This is a genomic window from Dyella sp. SG609 (assembly GCF_012275375.1).
Lineage (GTDB): Bacteria > Pseudomonadota > Gammaproteobacteria > Xanthomonadales > Rhodanobacteraceae > Dyella_D > Dyella_D marensis.
This window is the reverse complement of sequence record NZ_JAAZQJ010000011.1, coordinates 52120-78482: the sequence shown is the minus strand read 5'-3', so window position 1 is coordinate 78482 and position 26363 is coordinate 52120. Positions and strand designations below refer to the sequence as shown.

General features: G+C 67.7%; 19 protein-coding genes. 8 read left to right on the top strand and 11 right to left on the bottom strand.

Annotated elements, in window-relative coordinates; all coding sequences use genetic code 11:
• Positions 1-362 precede the first annotated feature (362 nt).
• Positions 363-1397, top strand: a complete 1035-nt coding sequence (locus tag FHW85_RS17820) for a LacI family DNA-binding transcriptional regulator (protein ID WP_168649146.1) — start codon at positions 363-365, stop codon at positions 1395-1397.
• A gap of 99 nt (positions 1398-1496) precedes the next feature.
• Here the strand turns inward: FHW85_RS17820 and FHW85_RS17815 are convergent, their stop codons facing one another.
• The 6 genes from FHW85_RS17815 to FHW85_RS17790 all read right to left on the bottom strand — a co-directional run bounded on the left by FHW85_RS17815 (position 1497) and on the right by FHW85_RS17790 (position 14400).
• Positions 1497-2990 (bottom strand): MFS transporter, encoded by a 1494-nt coding sequence (locus tag FHW85_RS17815; protein ID WP_168649145.1) that lies wholly within the window; start codon positions 2988-2990, stop codon positions 1497-1499.
• Complete coding sequence (locus FHW85_RS17810) at positions 2987-5179, bottom strand: Six-hairpin glycosidase-like protein (RefSeq protein ID WP_168649144.1); 2193 nt, start codon at positions 5177-5179, stop codon at positions 2987-2989. The genes FHW85_RS17815 and FHW85_RS17810 overlap by 4 nt, the downstream gene beginning before the upstream one ends.
• 42 nt (positions 5180-5221) lie before the next feature.
• On the bottom strand, positions 5222-7234 hold the full coding sequence (locus FHW85_RS17805; protein WP_246866809.1) for a glycoside hydrolase family 13 protein: 2013 nt from the start codon (positions 7232-7234) through the stop codon (positions 5222-5224).
• Between the two features lie 149 nt (positions 7235-7383).
• Positions 7384-9663, bottom strand: a complete 2280-nt coding sequence (locus tag FHW85_RS17800) for a TIM-barrel domain-containing protein (protein ID WP_168649143.1) — start codon at positions 9661-9663, stop codon at positions 7384-7386.
• Between the two features lie 47 nt (positions 9664-9710).
• Positions 9711-11285: an alpha-amylase family glycosyl hydrolase gene (locus FHW85_RS17795; RefSeq protein ID WP_168649142.1), complete on the bottom strand. Its 1575-nt coding sequence runs from the start codon at positions 11283-11285 to the stop codon at positions 9711-9713.
• Positions 11286-11505: 220 nt separating this feature from the next.
• Complete coding sequence (locus FHW85_RS17790; protein WP_168649141.1) at positions 11506-14400, bottom strand: TonB-dependent receptor; 2895 nt, start codon at positions 14398-14400, stop codon at positions 11506-11508.
• Positions 14401-14848: 448 nt separating this feature from the next.
• On the opposite strand from FHW85_RS17790, the gene FHW85_RS17785 reads away from it, so the two are divergent.
• Complete coding sequence (locus FHW85_RS17785) at positions 14849-16459, top strand: alpha-glucosidase family protein (RefSeq protein WP_167255212.1); 1611 nt, start codon at positions 14849-14851, stop codon at positions 16457-16459.
• A 68-nt stretch (positions 16460-16527) separates the two neighbouring features.
• Entirely contained in the window at positions 16528-16746 is a 219-nt protein-coding gene (locus FHW85_RS17780) for a hypothetical protein (RefSeq protein WP_167255210.1), read from the top strand.
• Positions 16747-16856: 110 nt separating this feature from the next.
• Here the strand turns inward: FHW85_RS17780 and FHW85_RS17775 are convergent, their stop codons facing one another.
• Positions 16857-19133: a 3'-5' exonuclease gene (locus FHW85_RS17775; protein WP_168649140.1), complete on the bottom strand. Its 2277-nt coding sequence runs from the start codon at positions 19131-19133 to the stop codon at positions 16857-16859.
• 282 nt (positions 19134-19415) lie between these two features.
• Here FHW85_RS17775 and FHW85_RS17770 point away from each other — a divergent pair, with 282 nt between their 5' ends.
• A complete protein-coding gene (locus FHW85_RS17770) occupies positions 19416-19751 on the top strand; it encodes a hypothetical protein (RefSeq protein WP_026634959.1) in 336 nt (111 codons plus the stop codon).
• A gap of 23 nt (positions 19752-19774) precedes the next feature.
• Here FHW85_RS17770 and FHW85_RS17765 read toward each other — a convergent pair whose 3' ends face one another.
• The 3 genes from FHW85_RS17765 to FHW85_RS17755 all read right to left on the bottom strand — a co-directional run bounded on the left by FHW85_RS17765 (position 19775) and on the right by FHW85_RS17755 (position 22962).
• Positions 19775-21034, bottom strand: a complete 1260-nt coding sequence (locus FHW85_RS17765) for a heme biosynthesis HemY N-terminal domain-containing protein (protein WP_168649139.1) — start codon at positions 21032-21034, stop codon at positions 19775-19777.
• Positions 21031-22122 (bottom strand): uroporphyrinogen-III C-methyltransferase, encoded by a 1092-nt coding sequence (locus FHW85_RS17760; protein WP_246866808.1) that lies wholly within the window; start codon positions 22120-22122, stop codon positions 21031-21033. The genes FHW85_RS17765 and FHW85_RS17760 overlap by 4 nt, the downstream gene beginning before the upstream one ends.
• A 75-nt stretch (positions 22123-22197) precedes the next feature.
• Positions 22198-22962, bottom strand: coding sequence for a uroporphyrinogen-III synthase (locus FHW85_RS17755; protein WP_168649137.1), 765 nt, complete (start codon positions 22960-22962; stop codon positions 22198-22200).
• A gap of 158 nt (positions 22963-23120) precedes the next feature.
• On the opposite strand from FHW85_RS17755, the gene FHW85_RS17750 reads away from it, so the two are divergent.
• The 3 genes from FHW85_RS17750 (at position 23121) to FHW85_RS17740 (ending at position 24729) form a co-directional block, all read left to right on the top strand.
• The gene (locus FHW85_RS17750; protein WP_168649136.1) at positions 23121-23588 is read left to right on the top strand and encodes a YiiD C-terminal domain-containing protein; all 468 of its coding nucleotides are present in this window, start codon (positions 23121-23123) and stop codon (positions 23586-23588) included.
• 60 nt (positions 23589-23648) lie between these two features.
• Positions 23649-24065: a hypothetical protein gene (locus FHW85_RS17745; protein ID WP_168649135.1), complete on the top strand. Its 417-nt coding sequence runs from the start codon at positions 23649-23651 to the stop codon at positions 24063-24065.
• Between the two features lie 220 nt (positions 24066-24285).
• Positions 24286-24729, top strand: a complete 444-nt coding sequence (locus FHW85_RS17740; RefSeq protein WP_167255196.1) for a rhodanese-like domain-containing protein — start codon at positions 24286-24288, stop codon at positions 24727-24729.
• 62 nt (positions 24730-24791) lie between these two features.
• Here FHW85_RS17740 and FHW85_RS17735 read toward each other — a convergent pair whose 3' ends face one another.
• Positions 24792-25850 (bottom strand): 2Fe-2S iron-sulfur cluster-binding protein, encoded by a 1059-nt coding sequence (locus tag FHW85_RS17735; protein ID WP_168649134.1) that lies wholly within the window; start codon positions 25848-25850, stop codon positions 24792-24794.
• 63 nt (positions 25851-25913) lie between these two features.
• On the opposite strand from FHW85_RS17735, the gene FHW85_RS17730 reads away from it, so the two are divergent.
• Positions 25914-26357: a hotdog fold thioesterase gene (locus FHW85_RS17730; protein WP_168649133.1), complete on the top strand. Its 444-nt coding sequence runs from the start codon at positions 25914-25916 to the stop codon at positions 26355-26357.
• Positions 26358-26363: the final 6 nt, after the last annotated feature.

The window sequence follows — 26363 nt, the reverse complement described above, 5'->3', positions numbered from 1 at the left end:
GGAATTTCCAAATGAACAGCCAATGAATTTTTTTCGGAAACTTGCTGCAACTTTTCCAGCCTCGGACGTTCTATAGACACGGACGTACGCAACGGCGTCCGCGGCTCACCACCTCCCTGGATGAGCCATCGGCAAGGCGGACCTTCCCCTGGGATCCGCAGCCACGCCCCGAGGGTCCCCCCCTGGCCCTCGGGGCTTTCTTTTGCCCGCGGTCTTTTCCCCGTCGTCTTTTCCCCGTCGTCTTTTCCCCATCCTCTTTTCCCCATCCTCTTTTCCCCCTGGCGAAAAGACGGCGCAAGGCCAAAACCGCTAGCATCCCCGCCTGACCCGGCCCATGCGTCCGCCGGGCGAGGTCGCGCCACGTGCAGAAGAAAGGCAAAGCCACTTCCTTCGATATCGCCCACCTGGCGGGCGTCTCCCAGTCCACGGTGTCGCGCGCCCTGCGCGGCAGCCCGCTGGTGAGCGAGGAAACGCGGCTGCGCATCCAGGAGGCGGCCGACCAGCTCAAGTACAAGGTCGACAAGAACGCCTCCAACCTGCGCACCCGCCACTCCGGCACGCTGGCCCTGCTGCTGTTCGAGGACCCCACCGCGGACGACTCGCACATCAACCCGTTCTTCCTGTCCATGCTCGGCTCGATCACCCGGGCCTGCGCCCAGCGCGGCTACGACCTGCTGGTCTCGTTCCAGCAGCTCTCGCACGACTGGCACGCCGACTACGCCGACACCCGCAAGGCCGACGGCATCCTGCTGCTCGGCTATGGCGATTACCTGGCCTATCGCGACAAGCTGGAGAAGCTGGTGGCCCAGGGCACCCACTGCGTGCGCTGGGGCGCGGTGCTGCCGGACCAGCCGGACGTCTCGATCGGCTGCGACAATTTCCGCGGCGGGCAGGACGTCACCACGCATCTGCTGGCCCAGGGCTGCAAGCGCATCGCCTTTCTCGGCGACGCCTCCAGCCATTACCCCGAATTCTTCGACCGCTACCGCGGCTATGCCGACGTGCTGGAGAAATCCGGCCTCAGCGTCGATCCCGCGCTGCAGGTGAACGGGGAAAGCACCGAGCAGTCCGGCTACACCGCCCTGGAAACGCTGCTGGCGCGCGGCGCGCGGTTCGATGCGGTGTTCGCGGCCAGCGACCTGATCGCCATCGGCGCGATGCGTGCGCTGGCCGACCAGGGGCTGAGCATCCCGGGCGACGTTGCCGTGGCCGGCTTCGACGACATCCCCATGGCCAGCTTCGTCAATCCGCAGCTGACCACGGTGCGGCAGGACACGCGGGAGGCCGGCGAGGCGCTGGTGGATAACCTGCTGCGGTTGATTCGCGACGAGCCGGCGGAGAGCGCGATGCTGCCGGTGAAGCTGGTGGTGCGGAAATCCAGTCTGCGCGGGCGCTGACATGTAGGTTGGGGTGAGCCGCAGGCGAACCCCAACATCGCCGCCTGCCAGCTCATCGCACTGTTGGGGTTCGCCTGCGGCTCACCCCAACCTACGCCATCACGCCGCACTCGGCTCGCGCACCCGCAGCACGCACAACCCCGACACGAACAGACTGACCCCGCCCAGCACCAGCGCATAGATCGGCTGGCCGTGGAAGAACGCGCGCAGCAGCAAGCCCAGCACGCTGGCCGCGAGCAGCTGCGGGATCACCACGAAGAAATTGAAGATGCCCATGTACAGGCCCATCTTGTGCGCCGGCAGGTTGTCCGACAGCAGCGCGTACGGCAGCGACAGGATCGAGGCCCACGCAAAGCCCACGCCCACCATCGACAGCAGCAGCCAGCGCGGATCGTGGATCAGCAGGAAGGACAAAAATCCCGCGCCGCCCAGCCACACGTTCACCAGGTGGCTGATGCGGATGCCCCAGCGCCGCACCATCCACGGAATCACGATCGCCGCGATCGCGGCAAAACCATTGTAGGCGGCGAACAGCACGCCCACCCAGTTGGCGCCTTCGTTATAGGCCGCCGAATGCGGATCGCTGCTGCCGTAGTGCACCTGGGTGACGCCCGCCGTGGTGTAGATCCACATCGCGAACAGCGCGAACCACGAGAACAGCTGCACCCAGGCCAGCCGGCGCATCGCCTCGGGCATGCCGAACAGGTCGCCCAGCACCTGCGCCGCCGGCCCGCGGCTGGCGGTACGGCCCAGCCACAGCAGGGCGACGCCGAACAGGCTCATGCCGCCGGTCAGCAGGAACAGCTCCTTCTCCAGGTGCAGGCTCGCCACCACCAGGGTCAGCGCCAGGCCCGCCGCCAGCCAGCGCAAGCCCCAGCGCGAGGCGGAGCGGCGATCCACCGCGGTCTCCTCGGCCGGCTCGTGCCCGAACGCGCTCAGCTGCTCCGGCGGGTATTCGCGCGTGGAGCACACCGTCCACAGCACCGAACCCAGCAGCACCGCGCCGCCGGCATAGAACGCATAGCGCACCGTGTCCGGAATGCCGCTGGCGCCCGGCGCATTGCTCACGCCCAGGCGCTCCAGCATCCACGGCAGCGCCGAGGCCACCACCGCGCCCAGCCCGATAAAGAAGCTCTGCATCGCATAGCCCAGCGGACGCTGGCGCGGCGGCAGCTGGTCGCCGACGAAGGCGCGGAACGGCTCCATCGAGACATTGATCGACGCATCCAGGATCCACAGCAGCCCCGCCGCCACCCATAGCGCCGGCGCATTGGGCATCCACAGCAGGCCCAGCGTAGCCAGCACGGCGCCGACCAGGAAATACGGGCGGCGCCGGCCCAGCGGCGTCCAGGTGCGGTCGGACAGATAGCCGACGATCGGCTGCACGATCAGCCCCGACAGCGGTGCCGCCACCCACAGCATGGGGATGTCGCCCACGTCCGCGCCCAGCGTCTGGAAGATGCGGCTGACGTTGGCGTTCTGCAGCGCGAAACCGAACTGGATGCCGAGAAAGCCGAAGCACATGTTCCAGATCTGCCAGAACGACAACGCGGGTTTTGCATTCGTTCTGCTCGTCGTGGGGCTGCTCGTCATGGGGCAGTGCTTCCGGGCGCCAGAGGAGCGATCAGCATATCGCCGACCTCGGCCCGGTTCAGCGGTCCGCCATCGCCGCCCTGCCCGCCGGTGTAATGGGCGAAGTGGCTCAGGTACGACATGTTGAAGCCCGGCGCCAGCTCCACGCTGCAATGCTGGCCCTGCCTGGCCTCGAAACCGCCGGTGGTGGAACGCTGCCTGCCTGCGCTGTGCGGCAGCACCAGCACCACCGGCTGGGCCTGGGCGCCTTCGCAACTGACGGTGGCGACCTGCACGGCGGCGGTGATGCCGGTGTTGATCGGGCCATGGTCGTTGGCGTAGTCGAGCGACAGCTGGAAGCGGCCGCTCGCAGGCGCCGTCCACGTGCGCGGCCAGGCGCCGCCGATGCGTGCTTCCGCGCCCTTGCAGACGGTGGCGCTGTGCAGCGATTCGATGCCGTGCCCATCCACCCGCGTCAGGCTGAGGCACTGCTGCGCAGCCGTGCGCTCCAGCGTGACGTCGCGCACGGCGCCGCGCCGCTCGCCGTTGACGTACAGCACCAGGTCGCCATCCGCCTGGATACGCCATTGCTTGCCATCGGCCGTGACCTTGGGCGCGGCGGGCGTGGCAGGCGCATACAGCGGCGCATCCCGCCGCAAGGCTGGCGCATCCACGCGTATCGCCTTGAGCGCCACCTCGATGCTGTTGCCCTCGCGCTTTTCGCCGCCAGCCACCAGCAGGTTGCCGTCCAGCGCCGCGGGCCGCACCAGCACGATGCGCCGGCCGCCGAGATCCAGGCTGATGCGCTGCCCGTCGCCGAACAGCAGCGGCACCAGCGCCACTGGCAGCTTCGGCGTGACCTTGCCGTCCTCGCCCAGGCCGAACACGCCCTGGATCACCATGTCCAGATACGCGCCCACCGACCACAGCTGCCGCGGCGAATCGACCACCGGCCCGCTGAGCGGGCCTTCGTCGACGTGCACCGACTGCGTGGCCAGCTCGAAGTTTTCCATGTTCGATCCGGCCAGCGCCGCACCACGCATCAGCGAGCGCAGCTCGTGCTCGATGCGCGCCGGATCGTTCACCAGGCGCGCCGCGCGCAGCGCGTACTCGCTGACGAAGGGCCAGATCGCGCGGTTGTGATAGATCGGCTGGTCCTTGCGCTCCGGCCAGATCACCGGGCTGCCGGCCTCCCAGGTTGGATAGGCAGCCAGCGCCTCGCGCGCACGCACGGGGTCCGCCACGCCGCTGGTGATCGCCAGCGAAAGACCCAGCAGATCGTAGGCTTCGTACGGCACCGGATGATCCGCGCCGCCGATGTAGCTCATGTACATGCGGCGATCGGCACGCCAGAAGTGCGCATTGATCGCCTGCTTCAAGGCGTCCGCCTGGGTTTCGTACGCGGCGGCCGATTCGCCGCGCCGCGGTGCGAGCTTCGCCGCCAGGCGCAGCGCTTCGTAGTGCAGCACATTGGTGGACAGCGAGAACGACTGGCCGATAAAGGCCACGTTATTCTTCGTCCACTCCGGATAGGTCTGCTCGCGCCAGTCGAGAAAGGACGTCTCGCCGCGATACAGCCCGAACGATTCATCGAACGCATAGCGCCGGTCCTGCGCCAGCGTATCCAGCAGCGCGCGCCAGGTTTCGTCGGCGAAGGCCGCATCGTCCAGCAGATGCCGCGCGCCGAGGAACCACACCACGCGGTCCGTGCTGATCGGCCAGCTGCCGCCGGAACCGGTGTCCTGCATCGCATACAGCCCGTTCGGCACGCCTGGCGCGCGCACGTCGGAAAGCTTGAAACGCAACGAAGCTTTCGCGCGCTGCGGATCCAGCCGCCACAGCGACATATCCACCGCGTACGAGAGATCGCGCGTCCACACGTAATGCCACTTCTCGCCGGTCTCGAAGCAAGCGCAGGGAATCGCCTGGCCGTGGTCGAAGGCGTCGTCGCGGATCGCCTGCACCGAATCCAGCCGCAGATCGTCCTGCGCCATCGCGAACAGGCCGTCGAACAGCGGACTGGCAGTGTGCGAAACCAGCTTCTGTGCGCCGATGCGGCGCTGGCCGAACGGGCCGTGCAGCATGTAGCTGCCGTCGGAGGCGGTCGTGACGACCGCCTCCTTGTCCTGCCAGTCCAGCTTGTCGCGCCAGCTGTCCGCCGCTCCCGGGCCGGCGGCGAGCATGCCGGCCAGGAGTGCCACCGTCAGCACGCGAACACCTTGCGCTTGCTCTGCATCGTCATCTGCCTCTGGTCATTGCACGAGGATCGCGCCGTAGTGTCCATTGACGGACACCACTACGTTGCCGCCGCTCACCGTGTACGTGTTGCCGCTCAGCAGGTCGGTGACGGCGCTGCCGTTCGCCATGCTGAGCTGCCAAACCGGAACGGTGACCGAATGGGCGCTGCTGTCATTGTTAAGCGCCACCGCGATGCGATGGCTGGCATCGAAGCGGCCGTAGGCATAAAGCTTGTTGCCGTCGTCCGTAAGCAGGCTCATGAACGACCCCGTGCGCAGCGCCGCGTACTGGTTGCGGATGGCGATCAGCTTCTGCGTCAGCGCCACCGCCGCATTGGTCGTCGTGCCTTGCGTCCAATCGAAGGTGCGGCGGTTGTCCGGATCGTTGCCGCCCTGCATGCCGTACTCGTCGCCATAGTAGATCGTCGGCGTGCCCACGTAGGTCATCTGGAAGATCAGCGCCAGATAGGTTTTCCAGATATCGCCGCCGGCGCGCTGGCCGAAGCGCTGGATATCGTGGCTGCTGAGGAAGTTGGCCATGGTCTGCTGCACGTTGCCGGGATAATTGGCGCGCGTGCCGTGCAGCCAGCTGTCGAACTGGCTCGACGGAATGCTGGCGGCATTGCCGCTGTAATCCTGGCCGGTGATCCACTCCGATACCGGCTGCGTGAAGCCGTCGTAGTTGAGTGCGCTGTCCCATTCCTTGCCGTTGCCGGTCCACGGGTTGGCATTGCCCCAGAACTCGCCCAGGATCTCGGCGTTCGCATTCACCGATTTCACCGCCGTGCGCAGTTCGGCCATGATCTGGTGGTTGGTGGCGTCGCTGCCGTTGTTGCCGCCGGCGTCGATGTACTGCGGCGCATCCAGGCGCCAGCCGTCGATGCCGTAGGGCGAAGCGAGCCAGGTCTTCACCACCGAGGTCGAGCTGCCATAGATCTGGTTGCGCACCGCCGACCCGCTGGCAGCGTAATCCAGCTTGGGCATGGTCGAGTAGCCATAGAAGCTGGAATAGGTGTTCGGCCACTGCTGGAACGTGTAATAGCCATACCACTGGCTCGACGTCGATTCGTATGCACCCTGCGTGCTCCACCAGTTGTAGCGGTCGAACCACTGGCTGGTATCGCCGGTGTGGTTGAACACGCCGTCGAGCATCACATAGCCCTTCGGGCCGTTGCTGCTGGAGTGCACGTCGGCGATCAGCGTCTGCAAGGTGGTGTTGCTGCCGAAGGCCGGATCGACGTGGTAGTAGTCCTCGGTGTCGTACTTGTGATTGGTGGGCGAGGTGAACACCGGGTTGAGATAGACGATGTTCGCGCCCAGCGTCTGCTTGATATAGCCCAGCTTCTGGTCCACACCGGCCAGGTCGCCGCCGAAGAACACCAGGTTGTTGGAGCCGCTGCCGGTGGCGAACACGCTGCCGCCCCAGGCCACTTTCTGCGTGGACTGCCCGCCGTAGGTGTACTGGCCGGTCTGCACGTCGTTGCTGGTGTCGCCGTTGTAGAAGCGGTCCGGGAAGATCTGGTAGATCACGCCGTTCTTCATCCAGTCCGGCGTCTTGAAGCCCGGGATCAGATAGAAGTCGCCGGAGGATGGCTCGCTGCTGCTGGTGCCGGCCGCGTTGTACCAGGCGGTGGAACTGCCGTCGTTGAGCTGGAAGCGGTAGTACTTCTCGGACGAGCTGGCCGGCACGGTGCCTTGCCAGTAGTCGAAGGTGCCGGTGGCATCGTTCGATGCCCAGTGCATCGCCACCCAGTGGAAGGCGCCGTCCGCGCTGTCGTAGTACTTGATGTTGGCGCTGGTGATGTCGCCCTTGTAGGTGCGGAAGCTGAGCGTGACGGTCTGCGCGGCCGTCGGCTCGGGGTGGTCGATAAACAGCGGACCCTGGTCGTGGAACAGGCCGGCCCATTCGACATTGTTGTCGTTGCTGGCCGCCTGCGCTGCCATGGGCAGCGCGAGGATGGCGCTGGCCAGGGCGGACAGCGCAAGGCCGCGTGCGGAACGGTGCATCGCTACGATCGAACGCATCATGTTGCCCCTCTCATCGGTGGATGGAACAACCCCCTTTCACTTGAACTCCAGCGCGCGCCGCACGACGTAGGTTGGGGTGAGCCGCAGGCGAACCCCAACGTGGCGTTGCGTTGGGGTTCGCCTGCGGCTCACCCCAACCTGCGCCGCATTCATCGCAACGCGATATGCGCGACCTGCCCCGCCGGCACGCGCACCCAGGTCACCGGACCGAAGCGGTCGCTGCCTTGGGCCCAGCCCGCGCCGTCGTGCTTGCGCAGCGCGGCTTCGCTGCCCAGGTCGCGCAAAGGCTGGCCGTCTTCGCTCACCGCGGCGGCGGCGATGCCATGCACCTTCACCACGTACCAGCCCAGCGCGGGCTTGAAGCTTCCTTCCGGCGCGGCGGTTTCGAAGCTCACGCCTCGATCCGCACGCTGCACCGCCAGCGTCTGCAGGAAGTATTCGCCCTGCTCGTAGGCATAGGTGGCGCCGTCATCGTCGTAGTAGGGAAAGCTGGTGCGCTGCGCGGAAGGAAACACCTCCAGCTCCACTTCGCGCAGCGGCTGCTGCCCCACGTAATCCTGCGGTGCCTGCATCGGCACGATGGCGCCCTCGCGCACGAACAGCGGCAGGTCCGACCAGGTCTTCGCATCGAGTGCGTAATGGATCTTCTGCCCGCCGTCACAGGCCTTGCCGCTGGCGTAGTCGAACCAGCGCCCGGCCGGCAGATAGATGTCCTTCGATGCCTGGCCCTGCTCCACCACCGGCGAGGCCAGCAGATAGTCGCCGAACATCCACGCGTCCACGTCCTCACGCACGTTCGCATCGTCCGGCCAGCCGAACAGCAGCGGCCGCACCAGGCCGACGCCGGTAACGCGGCGCTGGTATTCGTAGCTGTAGATATAGGGCAGCAGCGCATAGCGCAGGCGGATCGCCGCGGCCGCGGCCCGCTCCGCCACCGGCCCGTAGACCCAGGGCTGGCGCTTGATGCCCAGCTCGCCATGCACGCGGAAGATCGGCGTGAACGCGCCGAACTGGATCCAGCGCGCGTAGTTCTCCGGCGTCAGCCCGCCCGTTACCGGATCGGCCTGCTTGCCGCTTTTCTGGAAACCGCCGCCGTCCATGCCCCATTGCATGGCGCCCGCATTGATCGCGCTGAGCATGCGCTGGCGCTGCGCCTTCATGCTGGCGAAGCCGGTGGCGATATCGCCGGACCACAGCCCATAGGCGTAGCGCTGCGCGCCGAGATAGAAGTTGCGGTTGATCGACCACACGCGCTGCCGGCTGTAGGCGCGCTGGCCGTCGTACAGCGCGCGCTGCATGTTGAGGAACTGCGTGTCGCTGTCCAGCGTGTCCGCCTCGTCGTTCCACCAGCCGGCCATGCCGGTATCGAAGGCGTGCTTCAAGGTGTCGTTGAAGAACCAGGTGCGCGCCGCGGGCTGGTCGAAGTCCAGGTCGCGCACGGTCTTGTGCGAGAAATAATCCGGCGCCGGCTTGCTCTTCGCCGACCACAGGCCGTGCTCGGTGGCATAGCGGCCTTCGGCCGTATCCACATGCAGGCGCGGCTTCATGATGCCGGTCAGGTGCATGCCCTTCGCCTCGAGCGCCGTCTTCAGGCTGCCGTCGGCGCCGCCGGGAAACTTGTCGGGATTCCAGCGGAACTCGCCGTACTGATCCGCGCCCCAGGCCTTCCAGTCGAAGTCCAGGGTGAAGTTGTCGAGCGGGATGTGCCTGTCGCGATACGTATCCACCAGCTGCAGCAGCTCCTGCTGGTCGATGCCCCACTGGCTGTTGGTAAAGCCCATCGCCCATTTCGGAAACAGCGGCGAAGGTCCGCTCACCCGCGCCAGCGCGGCGAACAAGGCCTTAGGTTGGCCAAGGAACACGTAGACCGTGCGGATCGGCTGCTGTTTGCGGCCACGTACGCGAAGCTCCCCGCCGTCGAGCGCGAAGTTCGCACCTTCCGCATCCGCCAGCAGGCCGTAACCGGCCGTGCTCCACACGAACGGGGCGCCGGCAAAGCCCTGCTCGCCCGCCTTGGCCACCTGCTTGCCGGCACGCTGCAGGCCGCCGTCCGCGCGCTCGAACGCGCCATAGCCGCGGATGCCGTACAACGGATCGGCCGCGGCATGGCGCGCCTGCACTTCGCCGCGGCCCAGCGCGGCGAGATCGACGCTGAGCAGCTCATGGCCATCGCGCAGCGCCACCAGGGCGCCATCGCGCAGCACCCAGTGCGCGGCCCGGCTGGCATCGCTGCCGGCCGGCGCCTTGTCGTCGAGTGCTGGATCGATCACCAGCGTGGGCGTGGGCTTGGCGCCATCGTTCGGCAGGAAGGCAATCCTGGCGATATCGGGCGCGAGGTAATGCACGGTCACGGAGCCTTGCGCCAGCTGCAGCGAAGCCGGCGCCAGCGGCTGTCCTGCCGCGTCCGTGGGTTCCGCCGCCGCCGTCATCGCGAACGCTCCGAGCAAAGCGAAAACCACAGCACTTCGGCGCAAGCTCACTGCAACACCACCGTCGCATAGGCCGGCAGCGAAAGTTGGCCGTTCGCCAGCGTCGCGCCCGGCGCCGTATGCAGGCGGATCGCGGAGAACGCCTTCGCGCTGTCCGCATCGAGCTTGAAGCTCACGGCTTTGCCCGACAGGTTGTGCACCACCAGCGCGCGGCTGTCCGCGGTGGCGCGCTCATAAGCCACCAGCGCCGGGTTGCCGGTGGCGACCACGCGCAGGCCGCCGTCGCGCAGCGCCGGCACTTCCACGCGCCAATGGATCAGCGTGCGATACAGATTGAGCAGCGAATCGGGCTGATCCTGCTCGGCCTGCACCGACACGTCGCCGCCCTGCTTCGCGCTATAGGCCTTCCAGCGGCTGTCCCCCGGCGCCCCCGGCGTTCGCTGCCAGCGCATCGGCTCGCGCAGGTTCTCGTCCGGCTTGCGGCCGAGCATGCCCAGCTCTTCGCCGTAGTAGATGTACGGCCGGCCAGGCAGCGTCAGCAGCAGCGCCGCCGCCGTGCGCATGTGCTGCTGGTTGCCGTCGAGCTGGCTCAGCACGCGCACCTGGTCGTGATTGGAGAGGAATGGCGCATCGGCGTAGTCGTCGCCGGCCGCCGCATGGAACGCGGCGTAGGTGTCGGTCAGCAGCGCGGGCAGCTTGCCGGCCCGTTCCTGTCCCGCACTGGCGATCATCTGCGCGGCCAGCGGGAAATCGAAGACTGAACCCAGCGCCGGCAGATATGGCGCCAGTTCGCCGGGCACCGTCGCCGATACTTCGCCGACCAGGTACACGCCCGGATGCGTCTGCCGCAGTCCCTGGCGGAATTCGCTCCACCACTGCGCGTTCTTGCGGATCGGTTCCGGCTTGCCGTTGTCGCTCTTGAGGTCGTCGTAGATATGCCGCGCGGCATCCAGGCGGAAACCGTCCGCGCCCTTGTCCAGCCAGAACTTGCCGATCGCGATCATCTCGCGGCGCACCGCCGGCTCGTCGTAGTTGAGGTCGGGCATGGCGCCGGTGAAGTCGCCCAGGTAGTGCTGCTTGCCGTTGGCATGCCAGGCGGGGCTCAGCACCGCGCTGATCGCTTTCAGGTCGGTGCCCTTGCCGGCCCAGGTATACCAGCGGCGGTATTCGCTGTTCGGATCCAGCGCGGACTTGAACCACGGGTGCTGGTCGCTGGTGTGGTTGATCACCAGGTCCAGGATCACCTCGATGCCGCGCTTGTGCGCCTCGCTCACCAGCCGCTCGAAGTCGGCCATGCTGCCGTACTGCGGGTTGATGCCTTCGTAGTCGGTAACGTCGTAGCCGTGATAGCTGGGCGAGGGGTTGATCGGCATCAGCCAGATGCCGCTGACGCCCAGCGACTGCAGATAGTCGAGCTTGGCGGTGACGCCGTTGAGATCGCCGATGCCGTCGCCGTTGGTGTCGTACCAGGCGCGCACGAAGATCTCGTACCAGACGCCGGAGCCTTGGCTTTTCGGAGCGGAGGGGGCGGCGGCGGGCGGGGTGGAGTCGGCGGCGTGAGCGACGCCAAGAGCCAGAACGAAAGCGGCGGTCAAACGGCTTAATGCGCGAAACAGCGGCATGACTTGCTCCAATCAGTACGCCAGGCCGAGCCTCTACGCCCTGGCTAGGGAATCCCTCTCCCGTCGGGAGAGGGTGCCGGCAGGCGGGTGAGGGTTCGGCCAGCGCGCAACGTTGAGGCTTCGCCGCACCCTCATCCGCCTGCCGGCACCTTCTCCCAGCGGGAGAAGGGAATCACTCGGAGAGTGTGCGCAATGGACGCCACACTCTCCTTATCGTTGCTTACAGCTTGAACTCCACGCCCAGATAGCTGGTACGCCCGAAGTACTGGATGGTGCCCGTCTGCGACGGATCCGAACCGAAGTAGGTCTTGGTCGGCTGGTCGCTGATGTTGAGCATCTGGTACACGACGCGCCACTGCTTGTTGACGTCGTACGAAGCCTGGAAGTCGTACACCGTCTCCGAGGCGAAGGTCACCATCTGGTTGGTCACCGACATCTGCGTATCGGAGGCGAACTTCGAGCGGTAGTTGCCGGACAGGCGGGCCGAGAACGGACCGTTGTCGTAGAACACCGCCAGGCTGGCCACGCGCTTGGACAGGCCAGGCAGGCCGATGTACGAAGTGGCGCCGCCCAGCGTGGTCGGATTGCTGACCGAGCTGTCGGTGTAGGCCACATTGGCCTGCACGCCCAGGCCCTTCCACACGCCCGGCAGGAAGCCGGTCTTGGAGAAGGACGCTTCCACGCCGCGCACGATGCCGCCCTTGGCGTTGTAGGCCGTCTGGTACTGGCCGTTGAGGTAGGGCTTCTGGGTGGCCGGGTCGATCGGCACCGGGATGCCGGCCGAGGCGAAGTCGAAGTTGTTGTAGGTGACGGCCTGGATGAACGACTTGATCTTCTTGAAGAACACGCCGCCGCTGATCACGCCGGTGGAATCGTCGAAGTAATGCTCGAAGGTGGCGTCGTACTGCGTGGCGCGCAGCGGGTCCAGCTTCGGACTGGTGCCGCCCCAGACGTTGTAGTGGCCGTTGTCCACCCACGAGCCGGAGCCGGCCATCATCTGGTTGATCGGCGGGCGCGCCAGCACCTTGCCGGCGGAGAAACGGCCCTGGTCGCTGTCGGTGAAGTGATAGATCAGGTTCATCGACGGCAGCCAGTCGGAGTACTTCTTGCCGACGGTGAGCGGCGCGTAGTCGAGGCTGGTGTTGCCGTTGCCGTCCGTGATCGGCACGCCGGCGCCGTTGCCGACCTGCTGCAGGCCGTAGCTGTTCTGGTTCTGGTGCGAATAGCGCACGCCGATGTTGCCGGTCAGGTCATGATCGAACAGCTGCGTGGCGATGTCGGCCATGAAGTACAGGTCGCGCGTCTGCTCGTCGACCTGGCCGCTCTGGATCATCGACCAGCTCTGGTCGGTGATGTTCTTCACCGGGTTGGCGGTGATGCCGTGGGCGGCAAGGATCGCCGGGCCGTTGAGCTGCATGAAGCAGGGGAAGCGGGAGAAGTCGCCCTTCCAACAGGTCAGCTTGGCCGCGCCGGCCGGAATGGTCAGCGGCACGCCCTTGCTCTGGTCGGTGCCCCACTCCGAGCCGTACACATAGACCTCGCGGTCGGCGTTGTAGTTGTGGTTGTTCGCGTAGAAGCCGAATTCGATCGCCGACAGGAACGAGCTGTTGGGCAGGTCGTACTTCACGTCGGTGCGGAACGCCTTCATCTTGTCGTGATAGATGTAGGGATACACGCCGTAGCGCGACAGGCCCAGCGTGCTCAGGTCGGTATATTGGCCCGGATTGCCGTACGACACGCTGCCGATCTGCCGGCCACGCAGCTGGTAGGTCACCGACTGCGCCGCCAGCGTCGGGCTGGAGGTGCCCAGGCCCACGTACGGATCGGCGGTGGTGTCGACATTGATCTGATTGCTGGAAGCGCGCGACAGCGACACGTCCGAATCCACGTGCCAGTTGCCGTGGTTCCACTTCAGGTTCAGGCCGCTGGAGAACACGCTGGTTTTGGTCGTGTAGTTGTCCGCGGTGGTCTCGTTGGAGAACTGCTGGTTGCCGCCGCTGCCGGTCACGGTGCCGCCGGTCATCGTGCCGTAGGGGCCAAGCACCGCATTGGTGACGGTGGCGCCGCTCTGGTAGATGTTCTGCGTGCGGAAGCCGTAGCCGAACGAGGTGTTCTTGAACTTCGAGTAGAACGCGTCGCCGCTGACGGTGAGCTCGTCGGTGGGCTTCCACACGATGGTGGCGACCTCGCCGGTGCGGCGCTCGTTGCCGCCGTTCTGCTGCAGCTGCAGGCCCTGCGTCAGGTAGGCCTGGCGGCCGTCGGCCAGCGTGTACTTGCTGCCGTCCGAAGCTTCGCCCACGAACTGCTCGGACACATGCGGCTGGTACATCTGCGCCACGCCCAGGCCGACGCCCAGCGTATTGTCGAGGAACTTGCCCTGGTAGGCCGCGCTGATGCGATAGCCCTTGGCGCTGGCGCCGGCCACGTCGTTGGCGCGATCGTTATAGCTGCCGCGCGCATCGATATTGAGGTTCTGCTCCTTCGGCGCTTCCAGCGGGTTGGCCGTCTGCATGCCGATGGTGCCGCCCACGCCGCCGGTGATCAGCGAGGCCTGGGTCGACTTGTACACCGTGGCCATGTTGATCAGTTCGGATGGGTACTGGTCGAACTGGATGTAGTTGCTGCCGCTGGTGGACGGCTGCTCGCGGCCATTGAGCGTGGTCTGGATGAAGTTGCCCGACAGGCCGCGGATATTCACCTGCGAGGCCTGGCCGGCGATGCGCTCGGCCGAGACGCCCGGCAGGCGGGTCAGCGCGTCGGCGATCGACTGGTCGGGCAGGCCGCCGATGTCGGCCGAGGTGATCACGTTCTGGATGGTGTCGGCGTAGCGCTGGTAGTCGATCGACTTCTGCACGCTGTTGCTGTAGCCGGTCACGGTGATGCCGGCGAGGCTCTTGGCGAGCTGCTCTTCGTTGCTCTTCTTGCGGCCGTCCTGCGGCTCGGACGTCTGCGCGGCGCTCGACTGCGGCGCGTCCTGGGCAGATGCGGATGCGGCGGGCTGCGTGGCGGCGGGCGCACCGTTATCGGTGCCGGCCGGAGCCGCCTGGATGCCGACGGTGAAGCACAAGCCGGCCGACGCCAGCGCCATGGCCAATACGTTGCGTTTCAGGATCACCTTGTCCCCTCCCCAGGGCTTGAATCGTCACTACGAATGCAGGCTCGCGCGGGTGCTGCGGCCGGCTTGTCTTGTGAATCGCGTTTTCACGTGGCGGCCATGGTAGGACCGGCTTTCCGGAGGGGATGCAGTTATGCATACGTATTCATGCGGGGGTTTTTTTGTGCACTCATGACAAAAACCCGATGGCGCGGCCGTTGCGGATCACCTGCATCCGGCGCTGCTTCCCCTGCGACCGATGCCGCGCCTGGCGCTACTTGCCACGATCCAAGCCACGTCCGCGCACAGGCCGCGCAGATGCCGCACGCATGGTGCTGCGCTGCAAAATCCTCGTTTCCTGAATACGTATGCATGAAACCCGTTGCCGCCGTGGCCTGCCTTTAAGCTGCCCCGCAACCTGCACGCCGCCTTGCCGCCGCGTGCGCGAAAAGCCTCGGGATTACGGGACATGAGTGAAACACCCTGGTGGCGCGGAGCCGTCATCTACCAGATCTACCCGCGCAGCTTCCTGGATACCGACGGCGACGGCGTGGGCGACCTGCCCGGCATCGTCGACCGCCTGGACTACATCGCGGGCTTAGGCGTAGACGCGATCTGGATCGCGCCGTTCTTCCGTTCCCCGATGGCCGACTTCGGCTACGACATCGCCGACTACCGCGCGGTGGATCCGCTGTTCGGCAGCATCGAGGACTTCGACCGCCTGCTGGCGAAAGCGCATGCGCTGGGCCTGAAAGTGATGATCGACCAGGTGCTCAGCCACACCTCGGACCAGCACGAATGGTTCAAGGAAAGCCGCGCCAGCCGCGACAACGCCAAGGCGGACTGGTACGTGTGGGCCGACGCGAAGGACGACGGCAGTCCTCCCAACAACTGGATGTCGCTGTTCGGCGGCGTGGCCTGGCAGTGGGAGCCGCGGCGCGGGCAGTACTACCTGCACAACTTCCTGACCTCGCAGCCGGATCTCAACTTCCATCACCCGGACGTGCAGCGCGCGGTGCTGGACAACGTGCGGTTCTGGCTGGACAAGGGCGTGGACGGGCTGCGCCTGGACGCGATCAACTTCTGCTTCCACGACCGCCAGCTGCGCGACAACCCGCCCAAGCCGCAGGCGATGCGCGTGGGCCGCGGCTTCAGTCCGGACAACCCCTACGCTTTCCAGTATCACTACTACAACAACACGCAGCCGGAGAACCTCGCGTTTCTCGAAGAGCTGCGCGGCTTGCTCGATCGCTATCCCGGTGCTGCGGCGCTGGGCGAGATCTCCTCGGAAGACTCGCTCGCCACCATGGCCGAATACACCAGCGGCCATCGCCTGCACATGGGCTACAGCTTCGAACTGCTCACCGACGATTTCAGCGCGGCGCATATCCGCGGCACGGTGGAGCAGCTCGAAACGCAGATGACGGAAGGCTGGCCGTGCTGGGCCATCTCCAATCACGACGTGGAGCGCGTGCTCAGTCGCTGGGGTAACGGCGATGCGTCGGTGCGCCTGGCCAACCTGCTCACCGCGATGGTGTGTTCGCTGCGCGGCTCGGTATGCGTGTACCAGGGCGAGGAACTGGCGCTGACCGAAGCCGAGGTTCCGTACGAAGCCTTGCAGGACCCCTACGGCATCACCTTCTGGCCTACCTTCAAGGGCCGCGACGGCTGCCGCACGCCGATGCCCTGGGACGAAACGGCGAACGCGGGTTTCAGCAGCGGCGCGCCGTGGCTGCCGGTGCCCGCCGCTCATCGCGCCTTGGCGGTGTCGCGACAGGAGCTCGATCCCGCCTCCGCCCTGCACGGCTTCCGCGGCTTCATGCAGTGGCGGCATGCGCAGGCGGAACTGCGCTGGGGCGATATCCGTTTCCTCGACGCGCCCGAGCCGGTGCTGGCCTTTACCCGCACGCACGCGGGGCAGACGGTGCTGGCGGCCTTCAATCTCAGTCCGTCGCCCGTGACGATAGCGCTGCCGGCGGCCGGCGAGCGCATCGGCGGCCATGGGCTGGCCGAGGGCACGCTGGAAGGCGGCGAACTGCGCCTGCCGCCGCACGGTCTGCTGTTCGCCCGGCTGGCCTGAGCGGGGCGTCTTTTGCGTTCACGGTGGGCCGCCTATGATCGGCGCACCGTGTCGAAAGGAGTTCCCGCATGCGCGCTGTACTGATCGTTCTTGGACTGATCCTGGTCGCCGCCGGCATCTGGGTGCTGGCCGGACAGGCCTTTTACCAGCAGACCGACACGCTGGTGCAGCTGGGCTCGGCGAAGATCACCGCGACGCATGACAAGGCGGTGCCGACGTGGATGGGGATTGCCGGCATCGTAGTCGGTGCATTGCTCGCCATCGGCGGCTTCGTGCGCAAGGGCTGAAGCAAAAACGCCAGGCGTAGGTTGGGGTGAGCGCAGCGAACCCCAACGTCACCGCCACGCAAACGCCACGTTGGGGTTCGCTGCGCTCACCCCAACCTACGCCGGCGCTTCTACAAAGGGGTCAGGTTGGCGTACGCCGCCACCAGCCACTTGCTCCCCGCCCCTTCGAAATTGATCTGCAGCCGCGTATGCGCGCCGCTGCCCTCGGCGCTCACCACCACGCCTTCGCCGAAGCTCGGATGGCTCACGCGCTGTCCGAGCTTCACCGGCAGATCCTCCTGGAGCGACGACGAAGCCGATTCGGCGAAACGGCCGGCATACAGCGGCCGCGTCACCTGCACGCGCGGGCGCACTTCGTCGACCAGGTCCGGCGGTACCTCGGCCAGGAAGCGCGACGGGCGCGCCAGCATTTCCACGCCGTGCATGCGGCGCGATTCGGCATAGGTGATCACCAGCCGCTCGCGCGCACGGGTGATGCCGACATAGGCCAGGCGGCGCTCTTCTTCCAGGCGCCCTTCGTCCTCGACCGAGCGCTGGCTGGGGAACAGGCCCTCTTCCATGCCGACCAGGAACACCACCGGAAACTCCAGGCCCTTGGCCGAATGCAGGGTCATCAGCTGCACGCAGTCGTCCCAGGATTCGCCCTGCCCTTCGCCGGCTTCCAGCGCCGCATGCGAGAGGAACGCCGACAGTTCGCTCAGGCCCGCCTCGATATCTTCCGCGGTCGGTTCGAAACGGCTGGCCACGTTGACCAGCTCGTCCAGGTTCTCCACCCGCGATTCGGCATTGCCGCGGCTGTCCTTCTCGTAGAAGTCGCGCAGGCCGGTATGGGTGATGGCGTGCTCCATCTGCTCTGAGAGAGCGAGCGAGGGAACGGGGAACGGGGAACGGGGAACCTGGGCGCTATCACCCATACCCGTATCGCCCGCGCTGTTCCCTGTTCCCCGTTCCCCGCTCCCCGCCCCACTAAACGTGCGCGCCATCTCGTCGATCATCTGCAGGAAGGCCTTCACCGCGTTCTTCGCGCGGCCGGCCAGTTCGCGGCCGCCGGCCAGCTCGTTCAAGGCCGCTTCCCACAGCGAGGTGCCTTCGCCGCGCGCGCGCTTGCGCAGCGCGTCGAGCGTGCGGTCGCCGATGCCGCGCGGCGGCGTGTTCACCGCGCGCTCGAAGGCCGCGTCGTCGTGGCGGTTGGCGGACAGGCGCAGATAAGCCAGCGCATCCTTGATTTCCGCGCGCTCGAAGAAGCGCAGGCCGCCGTACACGCGGTACGGGATGTCGCGCTGGATCAGCTGTTCCTCGAAGTTGCGCGACTGCGCATTTGACCGATACAGGATGGCGCAGTCGCGCGCATCGCCATGCTCGGCGATGTATTCGCGGATGCGCTCGACCACATAGCGCGCCTCGTCCTGCTCGTTGTACGCGGCATACACGGCGATGCGCTCGCCGTCCTCGCCGTCGGTCCACAGCTGCTTGCCGAGACGGCTGCCATTGCGCGCGATCACCGCGTTGGCGGCCTTGAGGATGGTGGAGGTGGAGCGGTAGTTCTGTTCCAGCTTGATGGTCTTGGCGCCGGGAAAATCGCGCAGGAACTGCTGCACGTTCTCCACCTTGGCGCCGCGCCAGCCGTAGATGGCCTGGTCGTCGTCGCCCACCACGAATACTTGGCCCGCGCTGCCGGCGAGCACGCGGATCCACGCGTACTGCAGCGTGTTGGTGTCCTGGAATTCGTCGATCAGCAGGTAGCGCCAGCGCTGCTGGTAATGCTCCAGCACCGCGGGGTTCTTCAGCCACAGCTCGTGCGCGCGCAGCAGCAGCTCGGCGAAGTCGACCAGGCCGGCGCGCTGGCAGGCTTCTTCGTAGGCCTGGTAAATCTGCACGAAGGTGCGCGTGACCGGATGGTCGCGATGCTCGATGCCGCCTGGCCGCTTGCCTTCGTCCTTCCAGCTGTTGATCTGCCAGGTGGCCTGGCGCGGCGGGAACTTGGCCTCGTCCAGGCCCAGCCCCGCGACCACGCGCTTGACGATGCGCTGCTGGTCGTCGGCGTCGAGGATCTGGAAACCTTCCGGCAACCCCGCCTCGCGCCAGTGCCGGCGCAACAGGCGGTGCGCGATGCCGTGGAAGGTGCCGACGGTGAGGCCTTGCGTGCCGGCGCCGATCAGCGCATCCAGGCGCCCGCGCATTTCGCCCGCGGCCTTGTTGGTGAAGGTCACCGCCAGGATCGCCCACGGCGGCACCTGCAATACCTGGGTCAGCCAGCCGATGCGATGAGTGAGGACGCGGGTCTTGCCGGAACCCGCGCCGGCCAGCACCAGATAGTGCCCGGGTTGCGCACAGACGGCTTCGCGCTGCGCGTCATTGAGCTTGTCGATCAAATGCGAGACATCCATCGGGCAATTGTAGCCGGCCCGGACGGCTTGGCAGAGAGTCGGGAATCGGGAATCGGGAATCGGGAATCGGGAATCGGGAATAGGGAATAGGGAATAGGGAATAGGGAATAGGGAATAGGGAATCGGAAGAGCGGGTCGCCACAAGTCTCGTGGTCACCTGCTTTCACCGATTCTCTATTCCCTATTCCCGATTCCCTTCCCCAGCTGAACGCAAGAACCTGTCCGCGAACCGAGGCGGCGGAGCGCCGGTCTCCAGCATGTCCTCACCCGCAAGCTGCCGCCATGAACTGGTCGCCCAAGACGAAACCGCTGGACCACGATATCTGCGTCCACATCTTCACCGCCTCGGCCGCGATGGTCGGCGTGTGCATTACCGTTATCGGCATCCTGCGCGTGGCCGTCTCGATGCGCCGCATCGACCTGATCGGCAACGACCTGCTGGCGCTCAACACCATCCTCTACCTGCTCGCCTGCCTGCTTTCGTACTGGGCGCTGCGCACGCGCAGCCTCAGCCGCAATCACCGGCTGGAGCGCGTGTCGGACGTGCTGTTCCTGCTGGCGCTGACCTTGACCACGGTCAACGCGGGCTTTCTTACCTGGGCGGTGTCGAAGGGCTGAACCTGCCTTGCCGCCACGGCGCCTTATTGAGGCAGGCGCGGCACGCCGTGTTCGCTGCGCTCTTCCACCGCCACCGGACGCGTGTCCAGGCGCGGGCCGCGCAGCTTGTCCTGCGGCAGCGGCAGCACCGCGGCGCCGCGATGGAACGCCAGCGCGTTGCGGTAGCACTGCCTGGCCAGCGCGTCGTCGCCTTCGCCGGCATAGGCATCGCCCAGCGCTTCCCACACTTCGGCGGTGGGCTTGAGCGCGAGCGAGCGCTCCAGGTACGCGTGCGCCTTGCTCCACAGCTTCAGCCGCACGCACATGCGGCCCAGGGTGAGCAGCAGGTAGGGATCGTTCGGATGCGTGTCGAGCCAGCCTTCGGCGCGGCGCAGGCGCGCGTCGAGGCTGTCATCGCCCAGCACGCCATAGGTTTCGATCAGCAGCGGCGACCATTCGCGGCGCAGCGCGGATTCCACTTCGTCCATCGCCGCCAGCGCCATGCCGAAGCCGGACGCGGCGCGCGCATAGGCGTCGATCGCGGCCGGCGCGCGGCGCTGCGACTTCGGCAGCTGCGACCACAACTGGTTGAGCGCGGCGCCATCCGGCGCGGCGCGCAGCGAAGCGGACAGGATCTGGCCTTCCAGCACGGCGTAATTCTTCGAGCCGAGCGCGCCGCTTTTCTGCAGCGGCTCCAGCGCCTCGCGGGCACGGCGGAAATCGCCGGTGTCGAGCGCCGCGATGGCCAGCTCGCGCCAGCCGCCGGGGCTGAGCGTGCCGGCGTCGGCCTCAGGCGCCAGCAGCGCCAGCGCTTCGGCGGCCTTGCCGTCGCGGCGCAGCACGCGGGCGCGCAGCACGCGCGCCGCGCGCGGCGAGGACTGGCCGGCCTCGGCCAATGCCTCCAGCGCGCGGCCATGTTCGCCGCGGCGCGACGCCGCTTCCGCCGAGGCGAGCAGCGCGGGACCGCGCAGGCTGTCCAGGCGGGAGGCGCGGTTGAGGTCGCGCTCGGCGTCGCCGTGGCGGCCTTCCATCAGCGCGACCAGGCCGTCGCCCAGGCGCTGCCGGCTGATCCGGCGATGGCGGCGCGACAGCGCGCCGAACGGCCAGCGCGCCAGCCGCCAGGCCAGCCCGAGCAGGCCCCAGATGACCAGCAGCGCGACCACGGCCGCGACCACCGACATCTCCGCCTGCCAGCCGCGCAATTGCACGAGCACATAACCAGGGTCCGCGGCCACCCAATGCCAGCCGAACGCGGCGACCGCGGCCACGGCCACCAGCAGCAGGATCCAGCGCCACAGGTTCATGGCCTGGCCCCGGCTTCGGGCTTCGCTTCCGCTTTCGTTTCCGCGGCGGGACGCAGCGCATGCACCGCGCGCAGATTGCGCAGCTCGTTGAGCGCGGCGCCCAGCTGCACCGGCGCGACCACCGGCAGCTGGTGCTGCAGCTCGGCCAGCTTCGCGCGTGCCTGCTGCACCGGTGCTGCGTTGACGTCGAACTGCGCGGCGAGGTTGGCGTCGGCGCGCTTGAGCGCATCCGCGTAGCCCTCGGCGTCATAAGCCAGCAGCGCGGCCTGCGCCTGCGCCAGGTCCAGCCCGACCAGTTCGCGCGCAAAGCGCGCATCGGCCACGGCCAGCGGCGCGGTGTTGGTGCGCTGTACGCGGATCACGTCGCCGAGCGAGCGGCGCACGCGCGCCCATGCGGTGTCGGCGGCGGCGGCATCCTCGGCATGATCCAGCGGCTTGAGCGGCCACGCGGCAGAAGCCGCGCGCAGCCCGATGAGCGCGTCGAGCGCGGCGGCCTGGCCGGCCGGCTGGCTCCTGGCCAGCGCTTCGCGTTCGGCGCCGACGCTCTGGCGCAGGCCGGAGAAGGCGCCGTCGTTCACCGCGGCGAGGGTCTGGTCGGCCAGCGCGTAGGCCGCGGCGGCGCCCTGCGCGTCGTGGAACAGCGCATAGCGTTCCTTGCCCATGCGCAGCAGGGTTTCGGTTTCGTCCAGCAGCATGCCGTCGTGGCCGGACAAGGTCTTGTCCGACAGCTTGGCGACGGCGTCTTCGAGATTGCGCGTGCGCTCGGACTGGCCGAGCAGCTCCTCGCGCAGCGAGCGGTTGACCTGGTCGGCGTCGCCCAGGCGCTGGCGCAGCAGGCCGCGCTCGTTCTCCATCGCTTCGAGCGCGCGCTCCATGTTGGCCACGCGCGTCTCCAGTCCCGCGGCGGTCTGCGTGGCGCCGCGTACGCCGGTTTCCTGCACGTACTGGCGCCAGCCCACGTAGCCGGCGCCGCCGAGGGCGACCAGCGCGAGCAGCGTGGCAAGGGCGACGGTGCCGCCGCGGCGCGGCGCGGCGGAAGGGGCGGGCGCGGGCGCGCCGCTCGATGACATGGCGTTGTCCTGGCTCATGCGCGCCATGCTAGCAGCCCGCGTGCGCCGGTTCGCATCAAACGGGCGTGAAAAGCGTGCGTTCCGCGCCGAGGACTAGCGCCGCGCCGCGGCGGCCAGCAGATCCGCGGCCATGGCCGACGCGGCGATGCGCACGCGCGCGAAACCCGCGGCCCGCGCCGCCGCGGCCAGCCGTTCGCTGCTCGCGATGGCGGTGGCGGCGCACAGGCGGCTCCAGGCGGCGGGCGGCAACAGGGCGCGCAGGTTGTCCAGCGCCTCGGCGCTCGACAGCAATACGCGTGCCGAGCGCGGCAGCGCCGCCACCGCGTCGACATGCCCGCGCAGCAGCCGCGGCGCCACGCGGCGATAGACATGCAGTTCGCGCAGTTGCGCGCCGCGCGCGGCGAATTGTTCGCGCAGCAGGCCGCGGCCGCCGGGCGCGCCGATCAGGGCCACGCGGCGTCCGCGCAGATCCTGCAGCGCGGGCTGATCGAGCAGGCCTTCGCTGTCCTGCCGCTGTGGCGCGATCGCCGCGATGCCGTGCCGGCGCAGTGCGCGCGCCGTGCCCTGGCCCACCGCCAGCACCGTGGCACGCGTGCGCAGCGGCGCGAGCCGCGCGGCGAAGCGCACCGCGGCGGGACTGGTGAAGACCAGCACTTCATCGCGCAGCGCCGCGCGCAGCGCCGCGGTGGCACCGCGCGCATCCTCGGCGCCGCGCAGCGACAGGCCCGGCAGTGACAGCGGCTCGCCGCCGAGCGCGCGCACCTGGCGCGCCAGCGCGGCAGCGGTGCCGGCGGGCCGCGTGATCACCACCGCGCGGCCGGCGAGCGAACAGGGAACAGGGGCGCTGGCTCGGCTCATGGCTTGCCTGACGAGGAAACACCCGGAGTGTACCGAGGCCGCGCGTGGCGCGCGTTCTTGCGGCGCCGCCACGCGACTTGCGGCCCATCCCGCGCCACCGGGACCACGCTAGACTTGGCGGCTCCCCATCCCCCGTTTCCCCGCGCGGCATCTTTCGTATGAGCATCACCGCCTCGTCCGCCCAGGACCTGATCGCCTTCATCCGCGACTCGATTCCCCTCGCGCACAGCATGGACCTGCGCCTGCACAGCCACGACGAGGAGCACCTGGCCGTGCTCGCGCCGCTGCCGCCGAACATCAACGACAAGGGCTGCGCCTTCGGCGGCAGCCTGGTCAGCCTGATGACGCTCAGCGGCTGGGGCCTGGTGGAGCTGGAACTGCGCCGCCGCGGCTTCGACTGCGATGTGTTCGTGGCCGAATCGAACGTGCATTACCTGGCGCCGGTGTGGGAGGACTTCCTCAGCGAGGCGCGCCTGGCCCACGGCGCCAGCTGGGACGCGTTCTTCCACACCTTGCGCACGCGCGGCCGCGCACGCATCGAAGTGGCCTGCCAGGTGCCCGGCGAGCAGCCGGACAAGCCCGCCGCCACCCTGAGCGCGCGCTTCGTCGCAAAACGCCGGGACTGAGGAAGCGGGCGAGCCGCCGCTTGCGGCAGAATGGGCGGGTCTTTCTTGGGGGAATGCGCCATGCGCCGCCTGCTCGTCCTTGCCGTCCTGCTGTTCACCCTGCTGGTTTCGGGCTGCGCCTCCGACAAGCGCAACCAGTCCCTCACCAATACGCTCAATGCCTATGCCGGCGTGGTCCGCTGGGGCGATTTCGGCAATGCGCTGCAGTTCGTCGACCCCAAGGTGCGCGCCGAGCACCCGCCGACCCCGCTGCAGATGTCGCGCTTCGAGCAGTTCCGCGTGACCGGCTACGACGACGGCAACGGCCCCTCGCCCAGCGGCGAGAACGAAGTGCGCCAGGTGGTGGCCATCAGCATGGTCAACAACAACACCCAGGCCGAGCGCACGGTGATCGACCGGCAGATCTGGCATTACGACCCGGAAACCAACCATTGGTGGCTGATGACGGGGTTGCCGGATATCACGGTAGCCCAATAAGCCTGCCCTCAATTCCCAAGCTTGAACCTTCTTCCTCCGGCGACCCGAAGGTAGTCCCCGTGGGAGAGAAGGTGGCGGCAGCCGGATGAGGGTCCGGCCGAAGCGAGGCGCTTCGCTCCGCCCGAACCCTCACCCCAACCCCTCTCCCGACGGGAGAGGGGCTTTCCCCCCTATAATCGTCGGCTGACTCTCCCTCACCGCCCGCGCGGACCCCATTCGCATGAACGATTTCCTGCACAAACTGCCCCAGTTCATCGGCAACCATCTGGCGCTCGCCGCGCTGTTCGTGATCCTGCTGGTGGCGATCATCGTGCTGGAAATCATGCGCCTGCTGCGCAAGTACAAGGAGCTGACGCCGGCCGGGCTCACCCTGCTGATCAACCGCGAGAGCCCGCTGCTGATCGACCTGTCCGCCTATGCGGACTTCGAGAAAGCCCACGTCCCCGGCGCCCGCCACGTGGCCATGAGCCAGTTCGACCCCGAGCAGAAGGACCTGGCCAAGGCCAAGGAACTGCCGGTGGTGCTGATGGACAAGGACGGCCGCAGCACGGACAAGGCCGCGCAGCGCCTGATCAAGGCCGGTTTCGGCAAGGTCTACACCCTGGGCGGCGGCGTGCTGGCCTGGCAGCAGGCGCAGTTGCCGGTGGCCAAGGGCGGCAAGTAAGGCCCCGCCCCGCCTTCGTTCGATGCGGAAAGCGCGCCCCGGGGCGCGCTTTTTCGTCTGGCTCAGGCGTGGACCAGGCCGGCGCGGCCGGCCAGGATCTGCGCCAGCACGTCCGGCGCGTACTCGAAGGAGTCGTAGTACAGCCGCTCTTCCGGCAGGCCGGCGTCTAGGAACAGCTTGCGGCCGGCATCGATCATCGCCGGCGGCCCGCTCATGTAGACGTCGTGGCCGGACAGGTCCGGCAGGTCTTCCAGCAGCGCCTCGTGCACCAGGCCCATGCGCAGGCCGCTGGCGGCGGCCTGTTCCGGGTCGGACAGCACCGGATGGAAGCGCAGCGCATGCGCCGTGCGTTCCCAGCCGCGCGCCAGCTCCATCAGGTACAGGTCGGCGGCGTTGCGCGCGCCCCAGTAGATCTCGATCCGGCGGCGCGTACCGAGTGCGACGAAGTGCTCCACGATCGCCTTCACCGGCGCGAAGCCGGTGCCGCCGGCCATGAACACCATCGGCCGCTCCGAATCCTCGCGCGCCACGAAGGTGCCCAGCGGCGCCTCGATGCGCAGCCTGTCGCCCACGCGCAGACCGTCGGCCACCCACGAGGTGAAGCCGCCGCCGGCCACGTGACGCACGTGCATCTCGATCGAACCGTCCGCGCGCGGCCCGCTGGCGATGGAGAACGGACGGCGCCGCCCGTCTTCCAGCAGCACGTCCAGGTATTGTCCCGGCAGCCAGTTCAGCCGCGCCTCGCCGGGCGCGGGCTCCAGGCGCAGGCCGACCACGTCCGGCGCCAGCGCGGTTTTTTCCGCCACCACCACGTCCAGGCGGCGGCGTGCGATGTCTTCCACCGAGGTCACTTCGCGCGCGGCGATCACCAGGTCGCCGCACGGCACCGCCTGGCACAGCAGCACCGCATGCTGGGCCGGCGAGGTGCCGCTCAGGGCCAATGGAGGATTACGCGGATACTCGCAGCGCCCCTCCAGCAGGGTGGCCTTGCAGCTGCCGCAGACGCCCGCGCGGCACGAATACGGCAGTGCGATGCCGGCGCGCTGCGCGGCTTCCAGCACGGTTTCGCCGGGCTCGACCGGGAAGCGGCGGCCGGACTGCTTGAGGGTGACGGTGAACACGGATCGATTGTCGCGGCGACAGCGGTCGACCGACAATGCGGTCTTCACCGCGGAGTATCAACCATGACAGCCATCTGGAAGCAGGACACAAGCCTCGACCGCCTCAACGGCTGGAGCCCCGATACCATGATGGAAGCGCTGGGGATCCGCTTCACCGCGGTCGGCGACGACTGGCTGCAGGGCACCATGCCGGTGGACCGTCGCACCCACCAGCCCTACGGCCTGCTGCACGGCGGCGCCTCGGTGGTACTGGCCGAGACCCTGGGCAGCACGGCGGCGATGCTTACCCTGGACCCGGCTCAAGAGGCCGCGGTGGGCCTGGACATCAATGCCAACCACATCCGCGGCGTGCGCAGCGGCATCGTGGTGGGTACCGCGCGCAAGGTGCATATCGGACGCAGCACGCAGGTGTGGGAGATCCGCATCGAGACCGAAGCCGGCGAGCTGGTGTGCATTTCGCGCATCACGATGGCGGTGATTCCGTCGCGCGTCGTCAACCTCAAATAGCGGCGT